Source organism: Nostoc punctiforme PCC 73102, assembly GCF_000020025.1.
GTDB lineage: Bacteria > Cyanobacteriota > Cyanobacteriia > Cyanobacteriales > Nostocaceae > Nostoc > Nostoc punctiforme.
The window spans coordinates 3605969-3627492 of record NC_010628.1; the positions used below are offsets into that span (position 1 = coordinate 3605969).

The 21524-nt window shown below is 42.1% G+C and carries 12 protein-coding genes; 7 read left to right on the plus strand and 5 right to left on the minus strand.

Annotated elements, in window-relative coordinates; all coding sequences use genetic code 11:
* Positions 1-310: 310 nt before the first annotated feature.
* The 4 genes from NPUN_RS14870 to NPUN_RS41850 all read right to left on the minus strand — a co-directional run bounded on the left by NPUN_RS14870 (position 311) and on the right by NPUN_RS41850 (position 6207).
* Positions 311-1141, minus strand: coding sequence for a squalene/phytoene synthase family protein (locus tag NPUN_RS14870; protein WP_012409440.1), 831 nt, complete (start codon positions 1139-1141; stop codon positions 311-313).
* Between the two features lie 740 nt (positions 1142-1881).
* On the minus strand, positions 1882-2061 hold the full coding sequence (locus tag NPUN_RS14875; RefSeq protein WP_012409441.1) for a hypothetical protein: 180 nt from the start codon (positions 2059-2061) through the stop codon (positions 1882-1884).
* Positions 2062-2334: 273 nt separating this feature from the next.
* Positions 2335-5880 (minus strand): beta strand repeat-containing protein, encoded by a 3546-nt coding sequence (locus NPUN_RS37585; RefSeq protein ID WP_012409442.1) that lies wholly within the window; start codon positions 5878-5880, stop codon positions 2335-2337.
* Positions 5881-6066: 186 nt separating this feature from the next.
* The gene (locus NPUN_RS41850; protein ID WP_167315626.1) at positions 6067-6207 is read right to left on the minus strand and encodes a hypothetical protein; all 141 of its coding nucleotides are present in this window, start codon (positions 6205-6207) and stop codon (positions 6067-6069) included.
* Positions 6208-7069: 862 nt separating this feature from the next.
* Between NPUN_RS41850 and rtcA the strand changes: the two genes are divergently transcribed.
* From rtcA to NPUN_RS14905, 5 genes are all read left to right on the plus strand, one after another.
* Entirely contained in the window at positions 7070-8116 is a 1047-nt protein-coding gene (rtcA, locus tag NPUN_RS14885; RefSeq protein ID WP_012409443.1) for an RNA 3'-terminal phosphate cyclase, read from the plus strand.
* Between the two features lie 812 nt (positions 8117-8928).
* Complete coding sequence (locus NPUN_RS14890) at positions 8929-11277, plus strand: EF-hand domain-containing protein (protein ID WP_012409444.1); 2349 nt, start codon at positions 8929-8931, stop codon at positions 11275-11277.
* 168 nt (positions 11278-11445) lie between these two features.
* Positions 11446-12600, plus strand: coding sequence for an NAD-dependent epimerase/dehydratase family protein (locus NPUN_RS14895; RefSeq protein WP_012409445.1), 1155 nt, complete (start codon positions 11446-11448; stop codon positions 12598-12600).
* Positions 12601-12933: 333 nt separating this feature from the next.
* Positions 12934-14064, plus strand: coding sequence for a glycosyltransferase family 4 protein (locus NPUN_RS14900; RefSeq protein ID WP_012409446.1), 1131 nt, complete (start codon positions 12934-12936; stop codon positions 14062-14064).
* Between the two features lie 184 nt (positions 14065-14248).
* Positions 14249-16825 (plus strand): GAF domain-containing protein, encoded by a 2577-nt coding sequence (locus tag NPUN_RS14905; RefSeq protein ID WP_012409447.1) that lies wholly within the window; start codon positions 14249-14251, stop codon positions 16823-16825.
* A 78-nt stretch (positions 16826-16903) separates the two neighbouring features.
* Here NPUN_RS14905 and NPUN_RS14910 read toward each other — a convergent pair whose 3' ends face one another.
* Positions 16904-17179, minus strand: a complete 276-nt coding sequence (locus tag NPUN_RS14910) for a DUF7219 family protein (RefSeq protein WP_012409448.1) — start codon at positions 17177-17179, stop codon at positions 16904-16906.
* 693 nt (positions 17180-17872) lie between these two features.
* Between NPUN_RS14910 and purC the strand changes: the two genes are divergently transcribed.
* Positions 17873-18610 (plus strand): phosphoribosylaminoimidazolesuccinocarboxamide synthase, encoded by a 738-nt coding sequence (gene purC / locus NPUN_RS14915; protein WP_012409449.1) that lies wholly within the window; start codon positions 17873-17875, stop codon positions 18608-18610.
* A gap of 176 nt (positions 18611-18786) precedes the next feature.
* Positions 18787-21342, plus strand: coding sequence for a BamA/TamA family outer membrane protein (locus tag NPUN_RS14920; protein WP_012409450.1), 2556 nt, complete (start codon positions 18787-18789; stop codon positions 21340-21342).
* Positions 21343-21524: the final 182 nt, after the last annotated feature.

Genomic DNA, 21524 nt, shown 5'->3' on the forward strand with positions numbered 1-21524 from the left:
GCTGGAAATCCTTTGAAGACTTCCTAAAGTTTACCTGGTATTACGTAAACGTCTACAAAAATAATGCAATTGATTATACTTATAATAACTAATCTTTGAGCTACTTGTTTACATTGCTAGAATAGCCATAAATCTGAGACTTTGAATCCAAAATCCCAGTTACACTCGAAACACACCAAAATTGCCATCCAAAACTCAACCAAAATTGGTATTAGAGGGCAGTGCCCATCCTACAAAAATCGCTGTAGGATTTTGGATGCCCAAATTTGGAGGCAATTTAGAATTATCTCCATTAGTTTTTAACAGACTATTAGCTGGCTTTCATGTTCACACTAATTATCTGTTCGATAAGTGCAAAAACATCACTGCGGCTGAGTTTCTCTTTACCATTAGCAAGAGCATCAAGGGTGCCATTAGCCAAGGTTAAGGGAATTTGGCAAAAATCTAAAGCTGGGCCAGTAGGAAGGCCTTTGGTGTAAGCTTCTGCCAGAGCTAGATTGCGCCGCGCATACTCTTGCATATTTTCTGCACTCCAGCCTTCTGGAAAAAAGTCTACCCCACGCCTTAAATCTTCAGTGTGGTTACGCAAGATATTAACTGCTTGCAAACCGCGACCAAACCCAATCGCCTGGGTACGGTTCGTTTGTGTTCCATCGTACCAAGTCCATAAGTCCGAAAGTAACAACCCCACTGCGCCTGCAACCCCAAAGGTATAACGATCCAAATCAGATTCTGTATAAATTTTCCAGTTTCTTTCTGACCAGTAAGCCATTCGGTCTGACATTGCAGCAGTGGCATCCCAAATTCGAGGTGCAATAGTTTCAGGTGCTAACAGCAACCATTCTCTAATCCTCAAAGTGACTTCTTCTAAGGTATTTTCATACCCATTAAATCCTGTAAAGAAAGCCTCTACTGCGAAGCCATCAACCCCTGCCTGCAATGTTAGGCTAATGCTTCTTAACAGCTTTGCTTTAGTCGCATTATCTATTTCGGGATGATCTTCAATTTCATCAATGGCACGCATACACAAATATGCTGATGCTACTGCTTCTTGTAATCCTGGCGGTAAAAGACTAATTGGGATATAAAAAGTTCGGCTAGTTTCCTTGAGGATTTGCAATGCATCTCTACGTAAATTCATGTTTCCACTCCCCGATTGATTTTGCACCACATGAAGTTTGCAGTTTTTTGATGATACTGGATATAGTTTTAACTAAACCTTAAAAACTATAGACTATAAGATACGCTAGTATTTCATCTAAAAATTAATAGTTTTTGGTGTTGCAATTAACATAACTCTCAAATTTATCAAAGTCTAGTCTAGTATATAGGCTTTTGGTTGCAAAAATATGTAAGGTGTTGTTTGATATAGCTTTCATAAAGTTTTAGTGTAGATATAAAGAATTATGCTAATATTTGGTTGATTAGCACAAAATTTCTCCATGAGCAAACATCCCTTTTAGGGATTTATAAAGTGTTTTAAGTCTGCGTTAATCGACTAACTTAGTGGATAAAATAGCCCTTGTCATGGGAAGCGTAGACACCCACCTGGATCAAAATTGGTCAACGGTGCTTTCTTCAGCATTTCTACGTTAGTTAGTCCAGCCAATTGTAACGCTTCTAACTCCTACTACATCTCATCATATTGATTTTAGGTCTGGAGGAAAAAGATAGCTGTCAAGTATTTCCAAGTCGCAGTTAATGTTTTTTTGGGTAGCGATCGCCTCTCTTCTCTAGTATTAATTGCTGTTGTATAATTTTAGGCAACAAGTTGTACGCCCTGTTTGCCGTGCATTTGTTCCAGTTAGTGGTACCAATAAGTTCAGTAAACTCGATAAGTGGACCGTTGTTCTTGCTGTTTGACCGCCATCAATGGGGCCATCATCCAGCATGACCACTGATTATTTTATCTGTGTGCTTACTTAAAGCACTTGACATCCATGCTATCCCAGCGCCGACAACGCACACATCTACATGAGTATTTTCGGTAAACACAGGTTGAATTAGGACTGCTGCCGTTGTCATCCAAATAGAAATAGTTTTACCAGAGTTGTGTCGCATATTTTTCAGAGTTTTAAGCTAAGCCTAACTTATCTGCTGGAAATAAAATTATTAAGGCAAGAGTAATGAAAAGGTAATCTTAAACCAAAGGATTCTGCACGCTTCACTTTGCTCTACACCGTATTTATTTTTTCACCTTGTTACTGATGGTATTTGGTATTTAAATTACAAAATTGTAAGGGCACAAATATATTGTGCCCCTATGTGTGCGATCTATTTAATTGAAAGTCGGTTAATGTTTGGATTACACTTCCACCAGTTTACCCAACCCAACTATGCTTGAATGATGAAATCGGAGGCAGTAAGAGTGGGTGTACCAGTAAGTTGGGCAAATTGACCACCAGTGCCGAAACCAGCAGCGCTACCATTTTGATTGTATAGTAACTGCCCAGTCATAGAGTCGTAGACAATCACAGCATTACTAACTGCCCCTAAGCTAGTGATTTGAAAATTACTGGCGTTACTAAAACCCTTTCCTATAACAGAAGTAATGGCACTAAAAGTAGTCTTATCCAGAACAATCTTGTCACCATCAGAGTGATTGAAGTCAGCAATGGTATCAATACCTACAGTAGCGCTAGTAAAGGCAGCATTGGTGTTGTAGACGAAAGCATCAGCACCCATACCACCGATGAGAATATCATTACCTTTTCCACCAATGAGAAGATCATCTCCAGCACCACCCCGCAGTAGATCGTCACCACTGTTACCATTGATGGTATCGTTGCCCCCTTGACCATTAATTACATCGTTGGAGTTGTCAAAACCGACAATGTTATTGTTTAATTCATTGAGAAAGGTGACGGTGTTCTTGTTGAAAATGCTCGTTTGAGTGGAGTTGGCATTAATCACATCAAAGCTGTCTGTAATACTGGCTTGTCCGTTAAACAGAATATTACCGATGGCGGGTCTTGTTGCCGATGCACTTACGTTCTCCAGGTTTTCTAACTTAAAGTTTTGCAGAGTGACTTTGGTATTAGCCACGTCTTCAAAAGTAACTTCTAAGTCATTACTATTTTGAGTTAATTGCAGATTTCTCGCAGTCAAGCCAGCCCCAACAAATTGCAAGGTATCTAATTTGGTAATCACCGCAGATGAAGGGTTTGAGTTAGTACCTATACCGCCAAAGTCTGTGATGATGTCATTGCCATTGTTTAGCCGGGTAACAAAGATGTCATTGCCAGCAGTGCCATTGATAACTTGAATTTTGGATTTAACTATGCCACTAATAACAAAGTCAAAAGAGCTTTCATCAGTATCGTTGTTGTCTAAAATCAGAGTGCCACCATAGCTGCCAGGTGTAGTGGTGTTGAGTGCCACCGTAATCGCGGTGGAAGCATTTGCAGCCACACTTGTTGGCAGAGTTCCTACCAAACTAAATCCGTCGGGAAGCTTGAGATTATTGAGATTGAGTGCATCTGTACCCGTGTTCTTGATAGTAAAGGTTTTGGTCAGAGTATTACCAGTAATCACATCGCCAAAGTTAATTGCGGTAGTACTGCCATCTGCAATATCAACTGTGCCATTGAGGACTTGAATTTCGGGAGCTGGAGCGGGTTTAACTATGCCACTAATAACAAAGTCAAAAGAGCTTTCATCAGTATCGTTGTTGTCTAAAATCAGAGTGCCACCATAGCTGCCAGGTGTAGTGGTGTTGAGTGCCACCGTAATCGCGGTGGAAGCATTTGCAGCCACACTTGTTGGCAGAGTTCCTACCAAACTAAATCCGTCGGGAAGCTTGAGATTATTGAGATTGAGTGCAGCTGTACCTGTGTTCTTGATGGTAAAGGTTTTGGTCAGAGTATTACCAGTAATCACATCGCCAAAGTTAATCGCGGTAGTACTGCCATCTGCAATGTTAACTGTGCCATTGAGGACTTGAATTTCGGGAGCTGGAGCGGGTTTAACTATGCCACTAATAACAAAGTCAAAAGAGCTTTCATCAGTATCGTTGTTGTCTAAAATCAGAGTGCCACCATAGCTGCCAGGTGTAGTGGTGTTGAGTGCCACCGTAATCGCGGTGGAAGCATTTGCAGCCACACTTGTTAGAAGAGTTCCTACCAAACTAAATCCGTCGGGAAGCTTGAGATTATTGAGATTGAGTGCATCTGTACCCGTGTTCTTGATAGTAAAGGTTTTGGTCAGAGTATTACCAGTAATCACATCGCCAAAGTTAATCGCGGTAGTACTGCCATCTGCAATGTCAACTGTGCCATTGAGGACTTGAATTTCGGGAGCTGGAGCGGGTTTAACTATGCCACTAATAACAAAGTCAAAAGAGCTTTCATCAGTATCGTTGTTGTCTAAAATCAGAGTGCCACCATAGCTGCCAGGTGTAGTGGTGTTGAGTGCCACCGTAATCGCGGTGGAAGCATTTGCAGCCACACTTGTTGGAAGAGTTCCTACCAAACTAAATCCGTCGGGAAGTTTAAGATTACTGAGATTGAGTGCAGCTGTACCTGTGTTCTTGATGGTAAAGGTTTTGGTCAGAGTATTACCAGTAATCACATCGCCAAAGTTAATCGCGGTAGTACTGCCATCTGCAATGTCAACTGTGCCATTGAGGACTTGAATTTCCGGGGTGGTAATGGTTTTGTGGGGGGCTTCGTATGCACCAATATCAATCACTGCTGTGCCATTACCATCGCCATCGTGAGGAGTTTTATTAGTTATGCTATTGAATGTATTGGAACCAGCATCAATTGCAGGACTTCCAGGTTTGAGACTAAAGTTACCATTCGCTGGATCAACAAATAATGGGTCTTGGTTTAAAATATTCCCTGAACCCGTAACCTTAAAAACTCCGTTGTAAGCAAGGTTATTATTGAATGTAACATTAGTAGACTTATTGTTGACAATGAGAGACTCTCCGTTGCTTCCATACAGAATATTGTTATAGACTCGAACATTTTTAGCATAGTTAAGGAAAATTTCTCCGTCTGAAAGTACTTTTGAATTTTGGTAAATTGTATTATTCACAATGTCTACAGGGTTTTCTCCTTTGAAAATCTGAATACCTGCCCCGCCATTGCTGTAAGTTAAGTTGTTACTGATTAAGGCTTTACCAGTGTAGGCAACATTTCCAAAATAAGAAGTGTCAAGCATTATTCCATGACCTTCAGTTATTTTTCCTGCTACCTTCCAAGGAACTAATGATTGATTATCAGAAACAGTGTTACCTTGAATAATTACTTTGTAATCTGCGGTGTTGTTATCGGAGTTCCAAAGTCTAAGTAGGGAAATACCTTGTGTACCAAAAGGTGAGTACCAAGCATTTCCAGTAACAACATTATTTTCTATTTTAATATAGTCTACTTCTGTTCCTCCAATCCCTCCCCCTGGAAACTTGGAAATATTGTTATTACTAATTGTGATATGACTTGAATGTTGATTTAGATTGTCACTGCTAACCGTAGCAAAAATACCACTTCCAGCTGTAGCTGGATTATTTAAATTGTCTTTTTGGTTAAGTGCATCTTTTAATGTAATATTGTCTCGATTTCCTACCAATGTTAAGCCTTCAATTTCTATGTAGCTCGAACCTGTAATTGATACAGCTACCCAATTTTTTTCATTTGCTTTTAAAACTGGTGTATGCCCAGGTAGTGCCATAAATTTGATCGGTGCATTAGCCGTACCCTGCTTATTTGCAATACTCAGGATATAGGCGTAAGGCGAGGTGTAAGTACCATTCATCACGTAGACTGTATCACCTGCTTTCACTAAGTCGGCAGCTTTTTGGAGGCTGCGAAATGCATCTCCCTGACTCAAGCCATTAGATTTATCATTGCCTGTTCCAGAAACGTAGTATGTAGCCATCTGTTTACTCCGAATGTGTGTAAGGGGAATTAGTAGTACAATCTCAGCAACTTTGTTCAGTTGCTAAGTAGTTATTTGAATGAGTAATCTATCTAGTCTTTTCAAGACAGTCACAGTTGTGCGATCGCAACTGGAAATCGCGTCGGTTGTAGAAACACTGTTGCAATACTGAAAAAATTTCTTTTGTTAACCGTTAATGGTTAAATCAGGAATATCGATACCGCCGAACGTTACTGTTTTATTAAGGGAAATCGGACGATTAGCAGATGAATGTGTAGCACAAAGACCGAGATGTTTACTATCTCCTTTGAGCTTATTATTAGACATTCTGTGATTGCTAGAGTTGGAGTTGAATCGAATCGTATCTTCATCTATAGCAGTCGCGATCGCTGCTTTTTATGAGCTAGCTTTACCTATCTGCTATATTCAATACAACGATCATAAATTGGCATAATAATTCCTCTGAACTTTATCAGTTGTCTGAGGTCAGGAGCTTGTTAAAACGGTATGGTAAAATGCACCCCTGGCCGATAACTAGGGACTTAAAGTTACAGTGGTCAAAGTAGAATTGGTTGAAACTTTAGTGAGTTGAACCCTTAACTTAAGGGGACTAATGTAACAACTGAGTCGAACCTGTTCTAAGCGGTGTAACTGAATCCTTGTGAACTTGTTTAAAATTAACCTTTACAAATAGTACTTGATATCAGTGAATGCTCTGAATATGGTAAGTTTTTTTACAACAAATTCAAAAAAACTATGGAGGCGTAATGGTGAAGTGCTGTTAATTTACAGTGATATGGGAATGAAAAGTGCTTTGTGCGAGGATATGATGAAGTTTGTCTAAATATTCGGCAGGCTACGCTTACTTCAAGCAACAATGATCTCGTTAGTAAGTAGGGTAAATCTTTGTTGTTGCGATCGCACATGAGGGAAGAGGGTTTTTCTAAATCGCCAAAATATTAACTAAACTTGCTTATTATTTATAGCGACGTGCCTTTTCTACCGCCTTCGCTGCCGAAATTAGTCCCGATCGCAGTTCTTACTGTTGATAAGTCAAATGACTTGGGTACGATTGATTCATAGTTCTTGTAACGCTGTCATACTTAAGTATTTTCTCCTGAGAAGATACCGTTAATGTGGACTCGTTTACTTTTCGGATAACCCAAAATTCAACATCTCCAAATCGCCCATGATTGAAATTGACGGTTCCTACGGAGAGGGAGGCGGACAAGTTCTTCGCACTTCCTTAAGTCTAGCCGCCATTACTGGTGAACCCATACGGATTGCAGGCATTCGCGCTGGACGCAAAAAGCCAGGATTAGCAGCACAACACTTAACAGCCGTTCGGGCTGCGGGTAGAATTTGTAATGCCCAACTACGGGGTGATGCTTTGGGTTCAATGTTGCTGGAATTCATTCCAGGTAGTGCTGTGCAAGCTGGAATTTACACCTTTGATGTGAGTAAAGCACAAGAAGGTGGTTCTGCGGGTGCGATCGCTCTAGTTTTACAGACAATTCTTTTACCTTTAGCACTAGCAACGGGTAATTCTCAGGTAACACTAAAGGGTGGAACCCATGTAAACTTTAGCCCGACTGTAACCTACATTGAGCAAGTTTATCTGCCAATACTGCAACGTATGGGAGTAGAAGCCCAAGTTAAGTTAGGCGCTTGGGGGTGGTTTCCTCAAGGTGGGGGAGAAATAGAGTTGCAGGTGATTGGTGGTACTCAACTCGGCGGGATCAACTTGCTGGAAAGGGGAGAGTTACAACAAGTGCGAGGAATAGCAGCAGTAACGGAACTACCTTCTCATATTCCGCAACGGATGGCGAACCGTGCGGAGAATTTGTTACGGGAAGCGCATTTGAAAGTTCGTGTACAGACTTTGCGAGAAAAAGGTGTGGCACCTGGCGCAGGTATTTTTTTAACTGCTGAGTATCAGAACAGCTTGACTGGCTTTGGTGGATTTGGGCGTTTGCGGTTGTCGGCGGAGACAGTTGCAGAAATTGCTTGTCAGCAACTGCTTGAATTTCATTACACCGGCGCAGCAGTGGATGAACATTTAGCAGATCAGTTATTATTGCCAGCTACTTTAGCGTCACAAGAAAGTCAGTACCAGGTGGCTGAAGTAAGTAGACATTTGATTACGAATGCAGCAGTAATTGAACAATTTGGGCTAGCGCAGATTAGGGTAAATGAAGCTGATAAAATAGTATCTGTAAAGAGTTTGACTAGTTGAAATAAGGGTTATTACTTCAGTAATAGTTAACGATCAACTACTTGGTAGTACTACCTAAAAATCTAAATCAATATTTTTATACTTTCTGTTTTCAACTAAAAGCAGCAACTTTTAGCAGACAACTATAATAAATATTAAAAACTGCATTTAAAAAATTTAAGTAATAAACAAACTTATGGCTGTGGAATATCATCAAGCTATTGAAGTGTTTTATTTTTATGCTTATGAAGATGAAACACTTCGCGACAAACTAGAAAAGCATCTCACCTTTTTAGAACCGTAAGGTGTGATTACAGGATGGCACGATCGCAAAATTGAAGCAAGAAAAGAATGGCAGAATGAGAGAGATACCCACTTAGATTCATTTCAGATAATTTTGCTGCTTGTAAGTGCAAATTTTGCTTAATATTATTGCTCGAATGTCGAGGTAAAACTGGCAATGGAACGGCATGAAAGCAAAGAAGCCAGAGTTATTCCTATAATTCTCAACTTTGTTGATATTAAATTGATAGCGCAAGTTCGTAAATGTAATCAAACTTGCAATAAATAATAACGTTAATAATATCAATAGTTTTTACATTACTTAACTTACTTTCATTTATTCTCGCCTACTTACTTTATCTAGAAAGTTGCATTTGTTGTAATCATAAGCAACTGACCAATTTGCAAGGTGAGTGCAAGTTTCGTTGAGACTAAGTTCAGTCGAGCCGAATACTTGTTATTTACCTAACATAACTAGACAACATTGAAGTAGCTGTTAAAAAACATGGTAATAAATTTATTAGTGACACATATAAAATTGGAATAAAACCGTGATTGATGAGCAAGAAATAGAAAAGCTGTGGCAAGCCTTCAAAGTATTAGATGTAGACGGCAACGGAGCAATCTCAACCGACGAACTGGGGGAAGTAATGCGATCGCTAGGACAAAATCCTACGGAAACGGGGTTGCGTGACTTAATCAAAGAGATTGACGTGGATTTGTCAGGCACTATTGACTTTGACGAGTTTAAAACGCTGATGATCGCTAAGGTAGGCGATCGCGAAAGCCGCCTCAAGTTAGCCTTCAGCGCCTTTGATGAAGACAATAGCGGCCAAATTACTGCCGTCGAGTTGCGGACGGTAATGAGTCAATTTGGGCTGACAGACGCTGAATTGAAAGAGATGCTACAGGAAGTAGATCATGATGGCGATGGCTCAATTGACTTTGAGGAATTTTGTCAGCTAGTACTGGAAGAGTCAGAGAGCAAGACAGGCTATAAAGACTCACCAATCTCCCTAGAAAGTTCGCTCAAGACAGTTGCCACTAACAATACACCAGTTGCCGACACCACTCAGCCTACTCTACAAGAAGCAACCAGCAACACGACTCCAGAGTTGGCACAGCTAAGAGAACAGTTGGTGCAACACCCAAACTCACCAAATCAGAAAAGAAGCGGCACCTCCCGCTTACAAATGCAGATTGGTTTGTTTCGGCTAATTCAAGGAGCAGCCTATCGTAGTTTCCGTGAAAGTTTCTCCGCTAACCATGAGACTCACTTACGTGTCAAAAACCTGCCATACAGAATTACTGACTTTGTGGAATTTGTCAAGCAGGCGATCGCGCTTTACAAAGGATTAGGTGTGGTGGAAGAGGCTTGCTACCCCGTACTAGATGCAGTAGTAGAATCGATTGCAGATGAATATGCCCGATTACAGGAGCGCATCAAAGACTGGAAAACAGTGGCAAAGACTCCCGAAATGTTGGCAGAAGAGAAAAAGATTTTAGAGGCGCGGAGTAAATTTGCCAATGTCAAAGAAAAGTTTGCTGCCGGAGTCGAGTTTGCAATTACCATCAAAAAGAAAAGTCTCAGCTTGGGTGACATCGTAGAAGGTGTGCTGGCCATTAACGAGCTTAATCGCCTGAGAGGGATAGAAATGAATGAAGAAATGGCACCACCACCACCTAAATCTGAGGGAAATCCCAGAGACTATTTATTCAAGTGGAACCGTGTCATCCTCTCGCAGGCAACCGAGGAAGTGGATGGTGCAATGATGCCAGTAGCATATTGGTATGAAGATTTCATGCCCAAGTTATTAGCAGCATTTAGTGTCTCGACGGCAGCAGATATCCAAAGCAATACCATACCTGACGAAGCAGCTTTGGATGAGTGGTATGACTTGACAAAAAAATCAGGAGAATTTAACCGTTACGGAGCAGATGTTGCCGAAAACTTTCTCAATTGCACTGCAAAAGAGAAACTGATCCTCAAACAAGCATGGCGATTAACACATCACTACCTGAATGGAGTGCAGAAACGGCGCGAACGCCTAGAGTTTGGGCGGGAGTCAGGCGCACTCTCGCAATATGTATCATTCATTGATGTCTATCTAAATCGGACTGAGGTGAAGGATTCCCAAATGCGTGTCAGCTTCCCGTATTACATCGGCCCAGCAGTGTGGCGCTTCTTCCACACCACGGCTGAAATCGTGTGTACCAAAACTGACATACAGCAAAAAACCCTGATGGCAATCTTCAAGGACTTCTTCCAACTGTTTGCTACGATGTATCCCTGTCCCTATTGCCGCCACCACCTGAATATGTACGTTGTGCAGAATAAGGAGGTGGATATGTATCCCGTGGAATACCTTGTCTTGGGACGCGATCCTAACCTTAGAGACTTTGAGGTATCACTGGAGGCAAAATTATCAACCGTAGTCGATGGTTCCTCCCTGCGTTTATTCTTCTGGAAGTTACATAACACTGTTTCTTCATCCATTGCGCGATCGGAAGAGTGGTATCACAAGGATGAGAAGGCGTTTTACACTACCCGCTTTTGGCCCAGCCTTGACTCGGAGCTAGCCAGAGCAAATGCCCTCAGATATACCAGCATCGAAACTGCTCGTATTTACAACATTTATGGAATGCTCAAGCCATTGGCACGTCTGACAGGAGTAAAAACGGAATTGCCAAAGCTGTTACAAAAAGGTGATGAAAATAGCCTTAAGGAAGCATGTATAGTTGCACAGAACCACATCGCGGATTTGGAGGAAGCTGTCATCCGTGGAGAGTTTCTGCAAGAGACATACTATTTTGACCCCGATGTCGTAGATAAAGCTCCACTTTTTACCCCTGAAGAGGAAGAGTTTGCACGAACTGGTATGTTCATAGAAGCCGCTTAAACGTCATCCAGTTCAATTAAAATAATTTGCATGACCGATAATTTAATGTATAGATGTTGCAATACAACGTCTCTACAGCTCCCTAAATCTACATCTCTCCCAGAATGATGATTGAGAAGGTACAGAAACCTGGTAGATTTAGCTATCAGCGAGTAAAAACTGGTGAAGATGAAAGTCCTGGTTATTGGTGGTGATGGATATTGCGGTTGGGCAACTGCTCTTTACCTTTCCAATCGAGGTTATGAAGTTGGAATTTTAGATAGTTTGGTGCGGCGGCACTGGGATAATGAACTAGGTGTCGAAACTCTCACTCCGATCGCACTAATTCAACAACGTCTCCAGCGCTGGCAAGATTTGACAGGTAAATCTATCGACTTGTTCATCGGCGATATTACAAATTACGAATTTCTTAGCAAAACCTTACATCAATTTCAGCCAAATGCCCTAGTGCATTTTGGTGAACAGCGTTCGGCCCCATTTTCCATGATTGACCGAGAACACGCAGTTCTCACCCAGGTCAATAATGTAGTTGGGACGTTGAACTTGTTGTACGCCATGCGGGAAGATTTCCCGGACTGTCATTTGGTGAAGCTGGGAACGATGGGTGAATACGGTACACCCAACATCGACATCGAAGAAGGGTATATCACCATTGAACACAATGGACGTAAGGATACCCTACCTTATCCCAAGCAGCCTGGCTCGATGTACCATTTAAGCAAAGTTCATGATAGTCATAATATCCACTTTGCTTGCCGGATTTGGGGATTGCGGGCAACTGATTTAAATCAGGGCGTAGTTTATGGTGTCTTAACCGAAGAAACGGGGATGGACGAACTATTGATTAATCGCCTGGATTACGATGGTGTGTTTGGTACAGCACTAAACCGCTTTTGTATTCAAGCCGCAATTGGACATCCCTTAACTGTCTACGGTAAAGGTGGACAAACTCGTGGGTTTTTGGATATTCGGGATACAGTACGATGTGTGGAATTAGCGATCGCTAACCCCGCACAACCTGGTGAATTCCGCGTATTTAACCAATTTACCGAACAATTCAGCGTCGGTGATTTGGCATTGATGGTGAAAAATGCTGGTAACGCTATGGGATTGAAGGTAGAAATCAATCACTTAGATAATCCCAGAGTTGAGAAAGAAGAACATTACTTCAACGCTAAAAACACTAAATTGCTCGATTTAGGTTTACAGCCTCACTTGCTCTCTGATTCTCTACTCGATTCTCTGTTAAACTTTGCTATTAAGTATCAGAAACGAGTCGATCACAAGCAAATTATGCCCAAAGTCTCTTGGCACAGAAATTAGGTAAACCCCAGTAAATCGTGGGTCTAAAATTGGTCGTCATATCTTAGCACAATATGACGACCAATCAATTATTATTTATCAGGCGCATCATCCAGCTATTAAGCTGTTCTATATTTAAATTGCATAAACTGGGCGCTTATGTTGCCCACGCCACAAGAGTTATGTTTAATTCGATTATGCGAATTAGATGTTTTATAGCTTACTAAATTTTCCGTTTAGCACAGTTATTATAACTGTGCAAAATTGATTGCAGCACACGAGACAGTTTATTCTGTGTTTAATCGTAAAATGCACCTGAAGCTGAGATTATCTGCCTGTACTGAATAGTTTTTTATGAGAATTGCCCTATTTACTGAAACCTTTTTACCCAAGGTTGACGGCATTGTAACGCGTCTGCGCCATACTGTTGACCATCTACAGCGTAGTGGTAATCAAGTGCTGGTGATTGCCCCTGATGGAGGCATCACTGAACACAAAGGCGCTAAAGTTTACGGCATTACTGGCTTTCCTCTGCCATTGTATCCAGAATTGAAAATGGCACTTCCTCGCCCAGCCATTGGTTATGCTTTAGAAGAGTTTAAGCCAGAGGTGATTCATGTCGTGAATCCAGCCGTTTTGGGTTTAGCTGGCATATTTTACAGCAAAATCCTCAAAATACCCTTAGTAGCGTCTTACCATACCCATTTACCCCAATATCTTCAACATTACGGCTTGGGGATGCTGGAAGGTTTTCTTTGGGAACTGCTCAAAGGCGCTCATAATCAAGCAGCTTTGAATCTGTGTACCTCCACAGCAATGGTGGAGGAACTGACAGGACATGGGATTGAACGTGTAGATTTATGGCAGCGTGGGGTGGATACGGAATTATTTCACCCCGATTTAGCTAATGTAGAGATGCGATCGCGCCTATCCCAAAATCATCCAGAAAGTCCATTGCTACTTTACGTTGGGCGGCTTTCTGCTGAAAAAGAAATTGAGCGCATCAAACCAATTTTAGAAGCAATTCCCGAAGCGCGGTTAGCATTGGTTGGAGATGGCCCACACCGTCAAGCACTGGAAAAACACTTTGCTGGCACAAATACTTATTTTGTTGGATATCTTATGGGACAAGAATTAGGTTCTGCCTTTGCGAGTGCTGATGCCTTCATATTTCCTTCCCGTACAGAAACACTAGGCTTAGTACTACTAGAAGCGATGGCTGCTGGCTGTCCCGTGGTAGCAGCCCGTTCCGGGGGAATTCCTGATATTGTGACAGACGGGGTAAATGGATATCTTTTTGAGCCAACAGAAGATGTTAAAGGAGCAATCGCCGCTACTGTTCGCCTCTTAGAACAAAAAGAACAACGAGACATCATCCGTCAAAATGCTCGCCAGGAAGCAGAAAGTTGGGGTTGGGCAGCTGCAACCAATCAGCTACAAGATTACTACCAGAAGATAATATTTTCTGAGCAGTTGGCAAAATAAGAGGTAGAGAGTGGGGAGATGAGGGAGCAGGGGAAGCAGGGAAAGAAGAATTAATAACCATACCCTATGCCCAAAATCTAAAATCTTAAATTCCCATTACCGAAACAGACTCATAATACAAGCCCATTTCTTTATGGGGATTATTAATTTTGAATTTTGAATTTTTAATTCGGAGCGAAGCGACGTGACACTCCCCAATCCTGGCAGCGTCTTGGCTACATTAACTGAACTGACTCAAGTTAATCGTACTCACGCCTTATTACGTCGCGTAAAAGATTTATCTGTTAATGAATTTGTTTGCCTACTCGACTTCATAACTGCTGAGTTCCAGCAATTTCTTAGAGCTATTGAACTAATCAATAATGAAGCTCTAGAAACTATGTTAGAGAAGGTACTAGAAGCTATCACACTTAAAATAGGTCAAATCCTGCAAGCAGAACATACAGCTATTTTTTTAGTTGACCATGACAAAGGTCAACTATGGTCAAAAGTTCCTCAAGATAATAGTCAAAAATTCTTAGAAATTCGTACTCCTATGACTGTGGGTATCCCCGGTCATGTTGCCAGTACAGGTCAATATTTAAATATATCTGAAACTTATACTCATCCTTTATTTAGCCCAGAACTTGAAAAACAAATGGGCTACAAAATCCATAATATTTTATGTATGCCTGTTACCAGCAGCAAAAACCAGACTGTTGCGGTAGTTCAACTGGCTAATAAAACCGGGAATGTTCCGTTTAATCATGATGATGAAGAACGTTTTCGAGACTTTGCCGCTTCTATTGGGATTATTCTGGAAAGCTGCCAATCTTTTTATGTCGCGGCTCGGAATCAACGAGGCGCAACGGCTTTGTTACGCGCAACTCAGACATTGGGGCAAAGTCTGGATTTAGAAGCAACTTTGCAAATAGTCATGGAACAAGCTCGAATTTTAATGCAAGCAGACCGCAGTACGCTGTTTTTATATCGTAAAGAGATGAGCGAACTCTGGACAAAAGTTGCGGCGGCAGATGGCACAAACTTATTAGAAATCTGTATTCCAGCTAACCGAGGTATTGCTGGCTATGTGGCTTCCACTGGTCAAGCCTTAAACATTTCCGATGCCTACAAAGATCCCCGCTTTGACCCAAGTACAGATAGAAAAACTGGTTATGTGACTCGCAATATTCTATGTTTACCAGTATTTAATTCTGCAAATGAATTAATTGGCGTAACCCAATTAATTAATAAGCAGCAAAACAGTTTTACTGCTTCTGATGAAGAGTTTATGCGGGCTTTTAATATTCAGGCAGGAATTGCCTTAGAAAATGCTCGTCTATTTGAAAATGTATTGTTAGAAAAACAGTATCAAAAAGACATTTTGCAAAGTCTTTCAGATGCGGTGATTTCTACAGATATGGCAGGTAGAATTGTCACGATTAATGATGCAGCTCTGGAGTTATTGGGTTGCCCTGTAAAAGACACTAATACCAAAAGTCACAAGCTTTTGTGGGAACAAAATTTGATTGGTCGCTTAGTTTGGGAAGTTGTGCCGATTGAAAATCTCCAAATGCGACTCGAAGATAGCTTAAAAACTGGAGCTAAACATTATGTGCCAGAGCAAACTTTGATGGTGGGAATTTCTCAAGTTAAGAATGCTGTTAATGGTAGTGGGACGTTTAGCACTCAGTACTCAATTTTAGCAATGTGCGATCGCACTAACCCCAATGTGTTCATTCCCTGGAATCTCCCCCTCACAACCGAATCTGAGTTTTTTAGCCCTGATGAGGTGCAAACATTAGAACGCAGTACAAATCTCACTGTCAATCCCCTAACTAACCCAGAAGGCGGTGTTCGGGGTGGTTTGGTGGTGTTGGAAGACATCAGCCAGGAAAAACGGATGAAAACTACCATGTCCCGCTACCTAACGCCTCATGTAGCCGAACAAGTCATGGCTCTGGGAGAAGATGCTTTAATGGTGGGTGAGCGTAAGGATGTAACCATCTTGTTTTCTGATATCCGAGGCTATACAACACTTACAGAAAATATCGGTGCAGCTGAAGTGTTATCCTTGCTCAATCAGTATTTTGAAACGATGGTGGAGGCGGTTTTTAACTACGAAGGCACGCTCGATAAATTTATTGGTGATGCGTTAATGGCAGTATTTGGTGCGCCGCTACCTCTGACAGAAAATCATGCTTGGAGAGCTGTGCAGTCAGCGTTAGATATGCGACAACGCTTAGAGGAATTTAACCAACGGCGAATTATCCAGGCACAGCCACAAATTCATATTGGCATTGGCATTAGTTCTGGAGAAGTGGTTTCGGGTAATATTGGTTCCCGTAAACGCATGGATTACACCGTAATTGGAGACAGTGTAAACTTGAGTTCGCGGTTAGAAGCAGTAACTAAAGAATACGGTTGTGATATTATTTTAAGCGAATTTACTTACCAGATGTGCAGCGATCGCATTTGGGTGCGCCAGTTAGATAAAATCCGAGTCAAAGGGAAACATCAAGCAGTTAATATCTACGAGTTAATTGGCGATCGCAACACCCCTCTAGATGCCAACACCCAAGAGTTTTTGTATCACTATCATACTGGACGCGCTGCTTATTTATCGCGCAACTTCTCACTAGCGATCGCTTGTTTTAAAGCCGCCAAATACATCCAACCCAAAGACCAAGGTGTTGATATCCACCTAGAACGTGCGCGTAATTATTTACAAAATCCGCCCCCAGAGTCATGGGATGGTATTTGGACAATGCTTACTAAGTAGTCATGGGGCATTGGGAATTGGGCATGGGTTATTAATTCTTCTCCCCCTGCCTCCCCTGCTCCCTGCCCCCTCGCCTCCTCAACCTTCAACCTCCCCCTGGTCATCCTGAAACGGATCTTCACCAATTCGCAGTTCTTTCTTTGAGTGTTTCAACTGTTTCCATAGATCCCTTATTTGTTTGTAAGCTTCACCTGGAGGCAGCTTTCCACCTGTTTCTAAGTTGCAAATGTAGCTTACGCGTTGGGCAAATTCCTGTAGATTCGCATTAAAAACCAGGTTTTCTGGCTTTACCTGACCATAGTAGCGACCACGAGGGTAAAGAAAATCATCCTTATTCAATATTTTGTTCTCCATTTATTAATTCACCTTCTATTCGAATGTTTGAAGCGAAATCCTAGCTACCTTAATCTTTACTTTCGTCAGACTGCGGAAAAGCAAATCATCCACTCTTTTTCCAATTGGTCATGCAGGAATTAGTTGATTGAGATAGTTGATTGAGATTTTGAGACTAGAGGATAAAGCTTGAAATACTTTTTCTTGTTGTAAATGTTACAGAAAAAATGTTTGCTAAAGTAACTAGATAGAATATTTGATTTTCCTCCCGATCGTCAATTTATCTCATCTTAATTTATGAAGTTCAAATTGTAATTAACTTCAGTCCAAACCCTGAATTAAAAACTCTTAAAAAATACAAGTATATCTTACCAAATAATTTTGGCAAAAATAGTTACATTTGAGACAGCAATAATACTGAGTTAAACATACTATAAACCAGAGTAACTCGTCCTCTATTAAAAGTTAGAGATTCAGTTGTTAATATTTAGCAACTGACTAACGGAGGGCATTGAGTATTGAAAAGAGTCAGAGGGATGCGTTGCTGCTCTTACTGAGGGGAAAATTCTTCTCCCTCATACTTTCCTGCTAAATTCTCCGCGTCCTTGCATCCTCTTCAAAAATCACCGATGGCTAATAGTTAATAACTAAAGATAAAATGGTTAAGCCCGAAAGGACAAAAATCGTCCATAGCCTAGAACTTTAACTGCCACCATGTCTGTGAATTCCAAGTTATACGAAGGCAAAGCAAAAATTCTCTATACAACGGACGATCCGGAAGTCTTGTTGGCTGATTTTAAGGACGATGCCACGGCGTTTAACGCCCAAAAACGTGGCAGTATCCAAGGAAAAGGAAAAATAAATTGTAGCATTTCCAGTCAGCTTTTTAAACAGTTAGAGGCTTATGGTATAAAGACTCACTTTATCGACAGCCCTACCCCGAATCAGATGCTGGTGAAGGCAGTAAAAATTTTACCCTTAGAAGTAGTGATCAGAAATATTGCAGCTGGCAGTCTGTGTCAACAAACAGGCTTGCCAGTGGGTACAATTCTGAAACAGCCTTTGGTTGAGTTTTATTACAAAAACGATCACTTAGGAGATCCTTTGCTCACACGCGATCGCCTTTACCTGCTAGAACTAGCTACTGCGGAACAAGTAGATGCAATTACACATCTTGCATTGCAAATCAATGAATTTCTCAATAAATTTTGGCAGCAATGCGGCATTACCCTAGTAGACTTCAAGCTAGAGTTTGGTTTGGACTCACAACAGCAGTTGCTCTTGGCAGACGAAATTAGCCCCGACACTTGCCGTTTGTGGGATACCACAGAAGAGGACTCAAATCGCCGGATAATGGACAAAGACCGCTTTCGCCGGGACTTAGGAAATGTAGAGGATGCTTACCAGGAGGTTTTACAAAGAGTGCTAAAAGCAGTAGAAACTACAAATTAAACAGGTAAAAACCAAAAGGTCAGAAGGAATTATATTTTACTTTTGCCTTTTGCCTTTTGCCTTGTAAAGTAAAAAAGCAAAAGAAAAAAATTATATTTTGAATTTTACCTTTGGCATAAGGGCATTATTGCCTTGTGATGGTGTGTGTGTGGTCGTGAAGAGGAATCATAAGTAAAATGCGTTTATCTCCCGTATTGCTGGCAGCAATAGCAATTACAGTCCCTTTGGGCGGCTCATTGAGTGCAAAAGCAGAAACCGCCAAAAGTTCAAAACAGACAACAGAAGTTTTGACACTAGGAACAAATCAGCAGCCAGAAAAGGATACTAGTCAGCTTGACTCTAGTAAAAATCTAAAATCTCGATCTAATCTCACAGGGATTATAGAGGAACAGAAATCTCGTATTGTCGCAGTTTACCCTGCTAATCCAGCAGCGATGCCTGCGGTGGTCACTGAGCGCAGCCGAAGTGCGGGCGGCCATGCCTACGCGACACCAGGGGTAATAGTGCCAACCTCCACAACGCTAAAAACTGCACAACAAACCCCTCAAATCAATCCCAGCCCAACTCAACAGCCCTCTCCAGCGCCGGACATCCCACCGCCAGAAATTCAACAACCAACGCCTTCCCCAACTCCTGAGACGACTCCAGTCCCAGAGAATGTCAATCCACCAACAACAGAACCTTTATTACCCACAACTCCAGAACCATCTACCGCTCCAGACGTTCCATTTCCAGATGGTCAACAACGAACACCTGCTCCAAGACCAGGTGCTACACCCAATCCGCAGAATGTTAATCCACCGACAACTCCAGAAAGTACTCAACCCAACACAGCCCCGGAAGCCAATGACCCCCGCGTACTGGTGTCGGAAGTCCTCATTAGATCCCAGTCTGGGCAACTATCACCAGAACTAGAAGAACAAGTTTACAGGGTAATTCGTACCCAACCAGGACGAACAACAACTCGCAGCCAACTGCAAGAAGATATTAACGCCATCTTTGGTACTGGCTTCTTCTCCAACGTCCAAGCATCGCCAGAAGATACCCCCTTGGGAGTGCGGGTGAGCTTTGTTGTACAGCCTAACCCCGTCCTGAGCAAAGTAGAAGTGCAAGCCAATCCTGGCACTGGTGTTCCCTCTGTACTCCCACCTACTACTGTGGATGAAGTATTTAAGGAGCAGTATGGCAAAATCCTCAACTTGCGTGACTTGCAAGAAGGCATCAAGCAGTTAAACAAGCGGTATCAAGACCAAGGTTATGTGCTAGCCAACGTCATTGGAGCGCCCCAAGTCGCTGAAAACGGAGTTGTTACCTTACAAGTAGCAGAAGGTGTTGTAGAGAATATTAGAGTCCGGTTCCGCAATAAAGATGGTCAAGAGACAGACGAGAAGGGACAACCAATTCGCGGACGGACACAAGATTACATCATTACCCGAGAATTGGAGTTGAAGCCAGGGCAAACATTCAACCGCAACACGGTGCAAAAAGACCTACAGCGCGTGTATGGACTAGGGCTATTTGAAGATGTGAATGTCTCCCTAGACCCTGGTACTGACCCCAGCAAGGTTGATGTAGTCGTGAATGTAGCGGAACGCAGCAGTGGTTCTATTGCGGCTGGGGCAGGGATTAGTTCTGCTAGCGGACTTTTTGGAACAGTTAGCTATCAACAACAAAACCTGAACGGTAGAAACCAAAAACTGGGCGCAGAAGTCCAGGTGGGAGAACGGGAACTGCTATTTGACGTGCGATATACAGACCCTTGGATTGCGGGAGATCCTTACCGGACTTCCTACACAACCAATCTTTTTCGCCGCAGTTCCATTTCATTGATTTTTGATGGCAAAGATGAAGATATTAGGACTTTTGACCCAAATAATCCCAGTAATACAGATGCTCAGGATCGCCCCCGCATTCTCCGTCTAGGTGGCGGTGTTACCTTTACCCGTCCTCTTTCCAGCAATCCTTACAAAACTTCCGTTTGGACTGCCTCAGCAGGTTTACAGTATCAACGAGTTTCCGCCCGTGATGCCGATGGCAATCTCAGAAAAACAGGAGCGGTATTCAATGATAATGGAGTGCCCCTCGACGAGAATGGAAACCCCACCGCCAATGGTCAACCACTAGAAATTCCACTTACCTTGTCTCCGGGAGGTGAAGACGATTTACTACTGCTGCAACTAGGGGCACAGCGCGATCTCCGTAATAACCCATTGCAACCCACTAGCGGTTCTTATCTTCGCTTCGGGGTTGATCAGTCAGTTCCCATCGGACTAGGAAACATTCTCCTAACCAGATTGCGGGGTAGCTACAGCCAATATTTACCCATTAAGCTGATTAACCTTACCAAGGGGGCACAAACCTTAGCATTTAACCTGCAAGCAGGAACCATCCTTGGTGACTTGCCCCCCTACGAAGCCTTTACTCTTGGAGGTAGCAACTCCGTCCGGGGTTACGAAGAAGGAGCATTAGGTAGTGGACGCTCTTACGTGCAAGCATCAGTTGAATATCGGTTCCCAGTTTTTTCAGTAGTCAGTGGCGCACTATTTTTTGATCTCGGCAGCGATTTGGGAACTAGCACCAGGGCGGCTGAAGTATTGAGCAAAAATGGTAGTGGCTACGGTTATGGTCTTGGCGTTCGCGTCCAATCTCCACTGGGACCAATTCGTATTGACTACGGTATCAACGATGACGGAGATAGTCGAATTAATTTCGGTATTGGCGAAAGGTTTTAGTTTGTCATTGGTCATTAGTCATTGGTCATTGGTCACTTGTACTAATGGAAGCCTTTGGCGCAGCCTCTCGTAGAGAAGGATTAGCCATTAGGGAATCACAAAGGACAAATGACAAAGGACAAAGGACAAATGACAATTAGCTTGCTAATTTTGACATTTACCTCAATACTGTTCCGATAAAG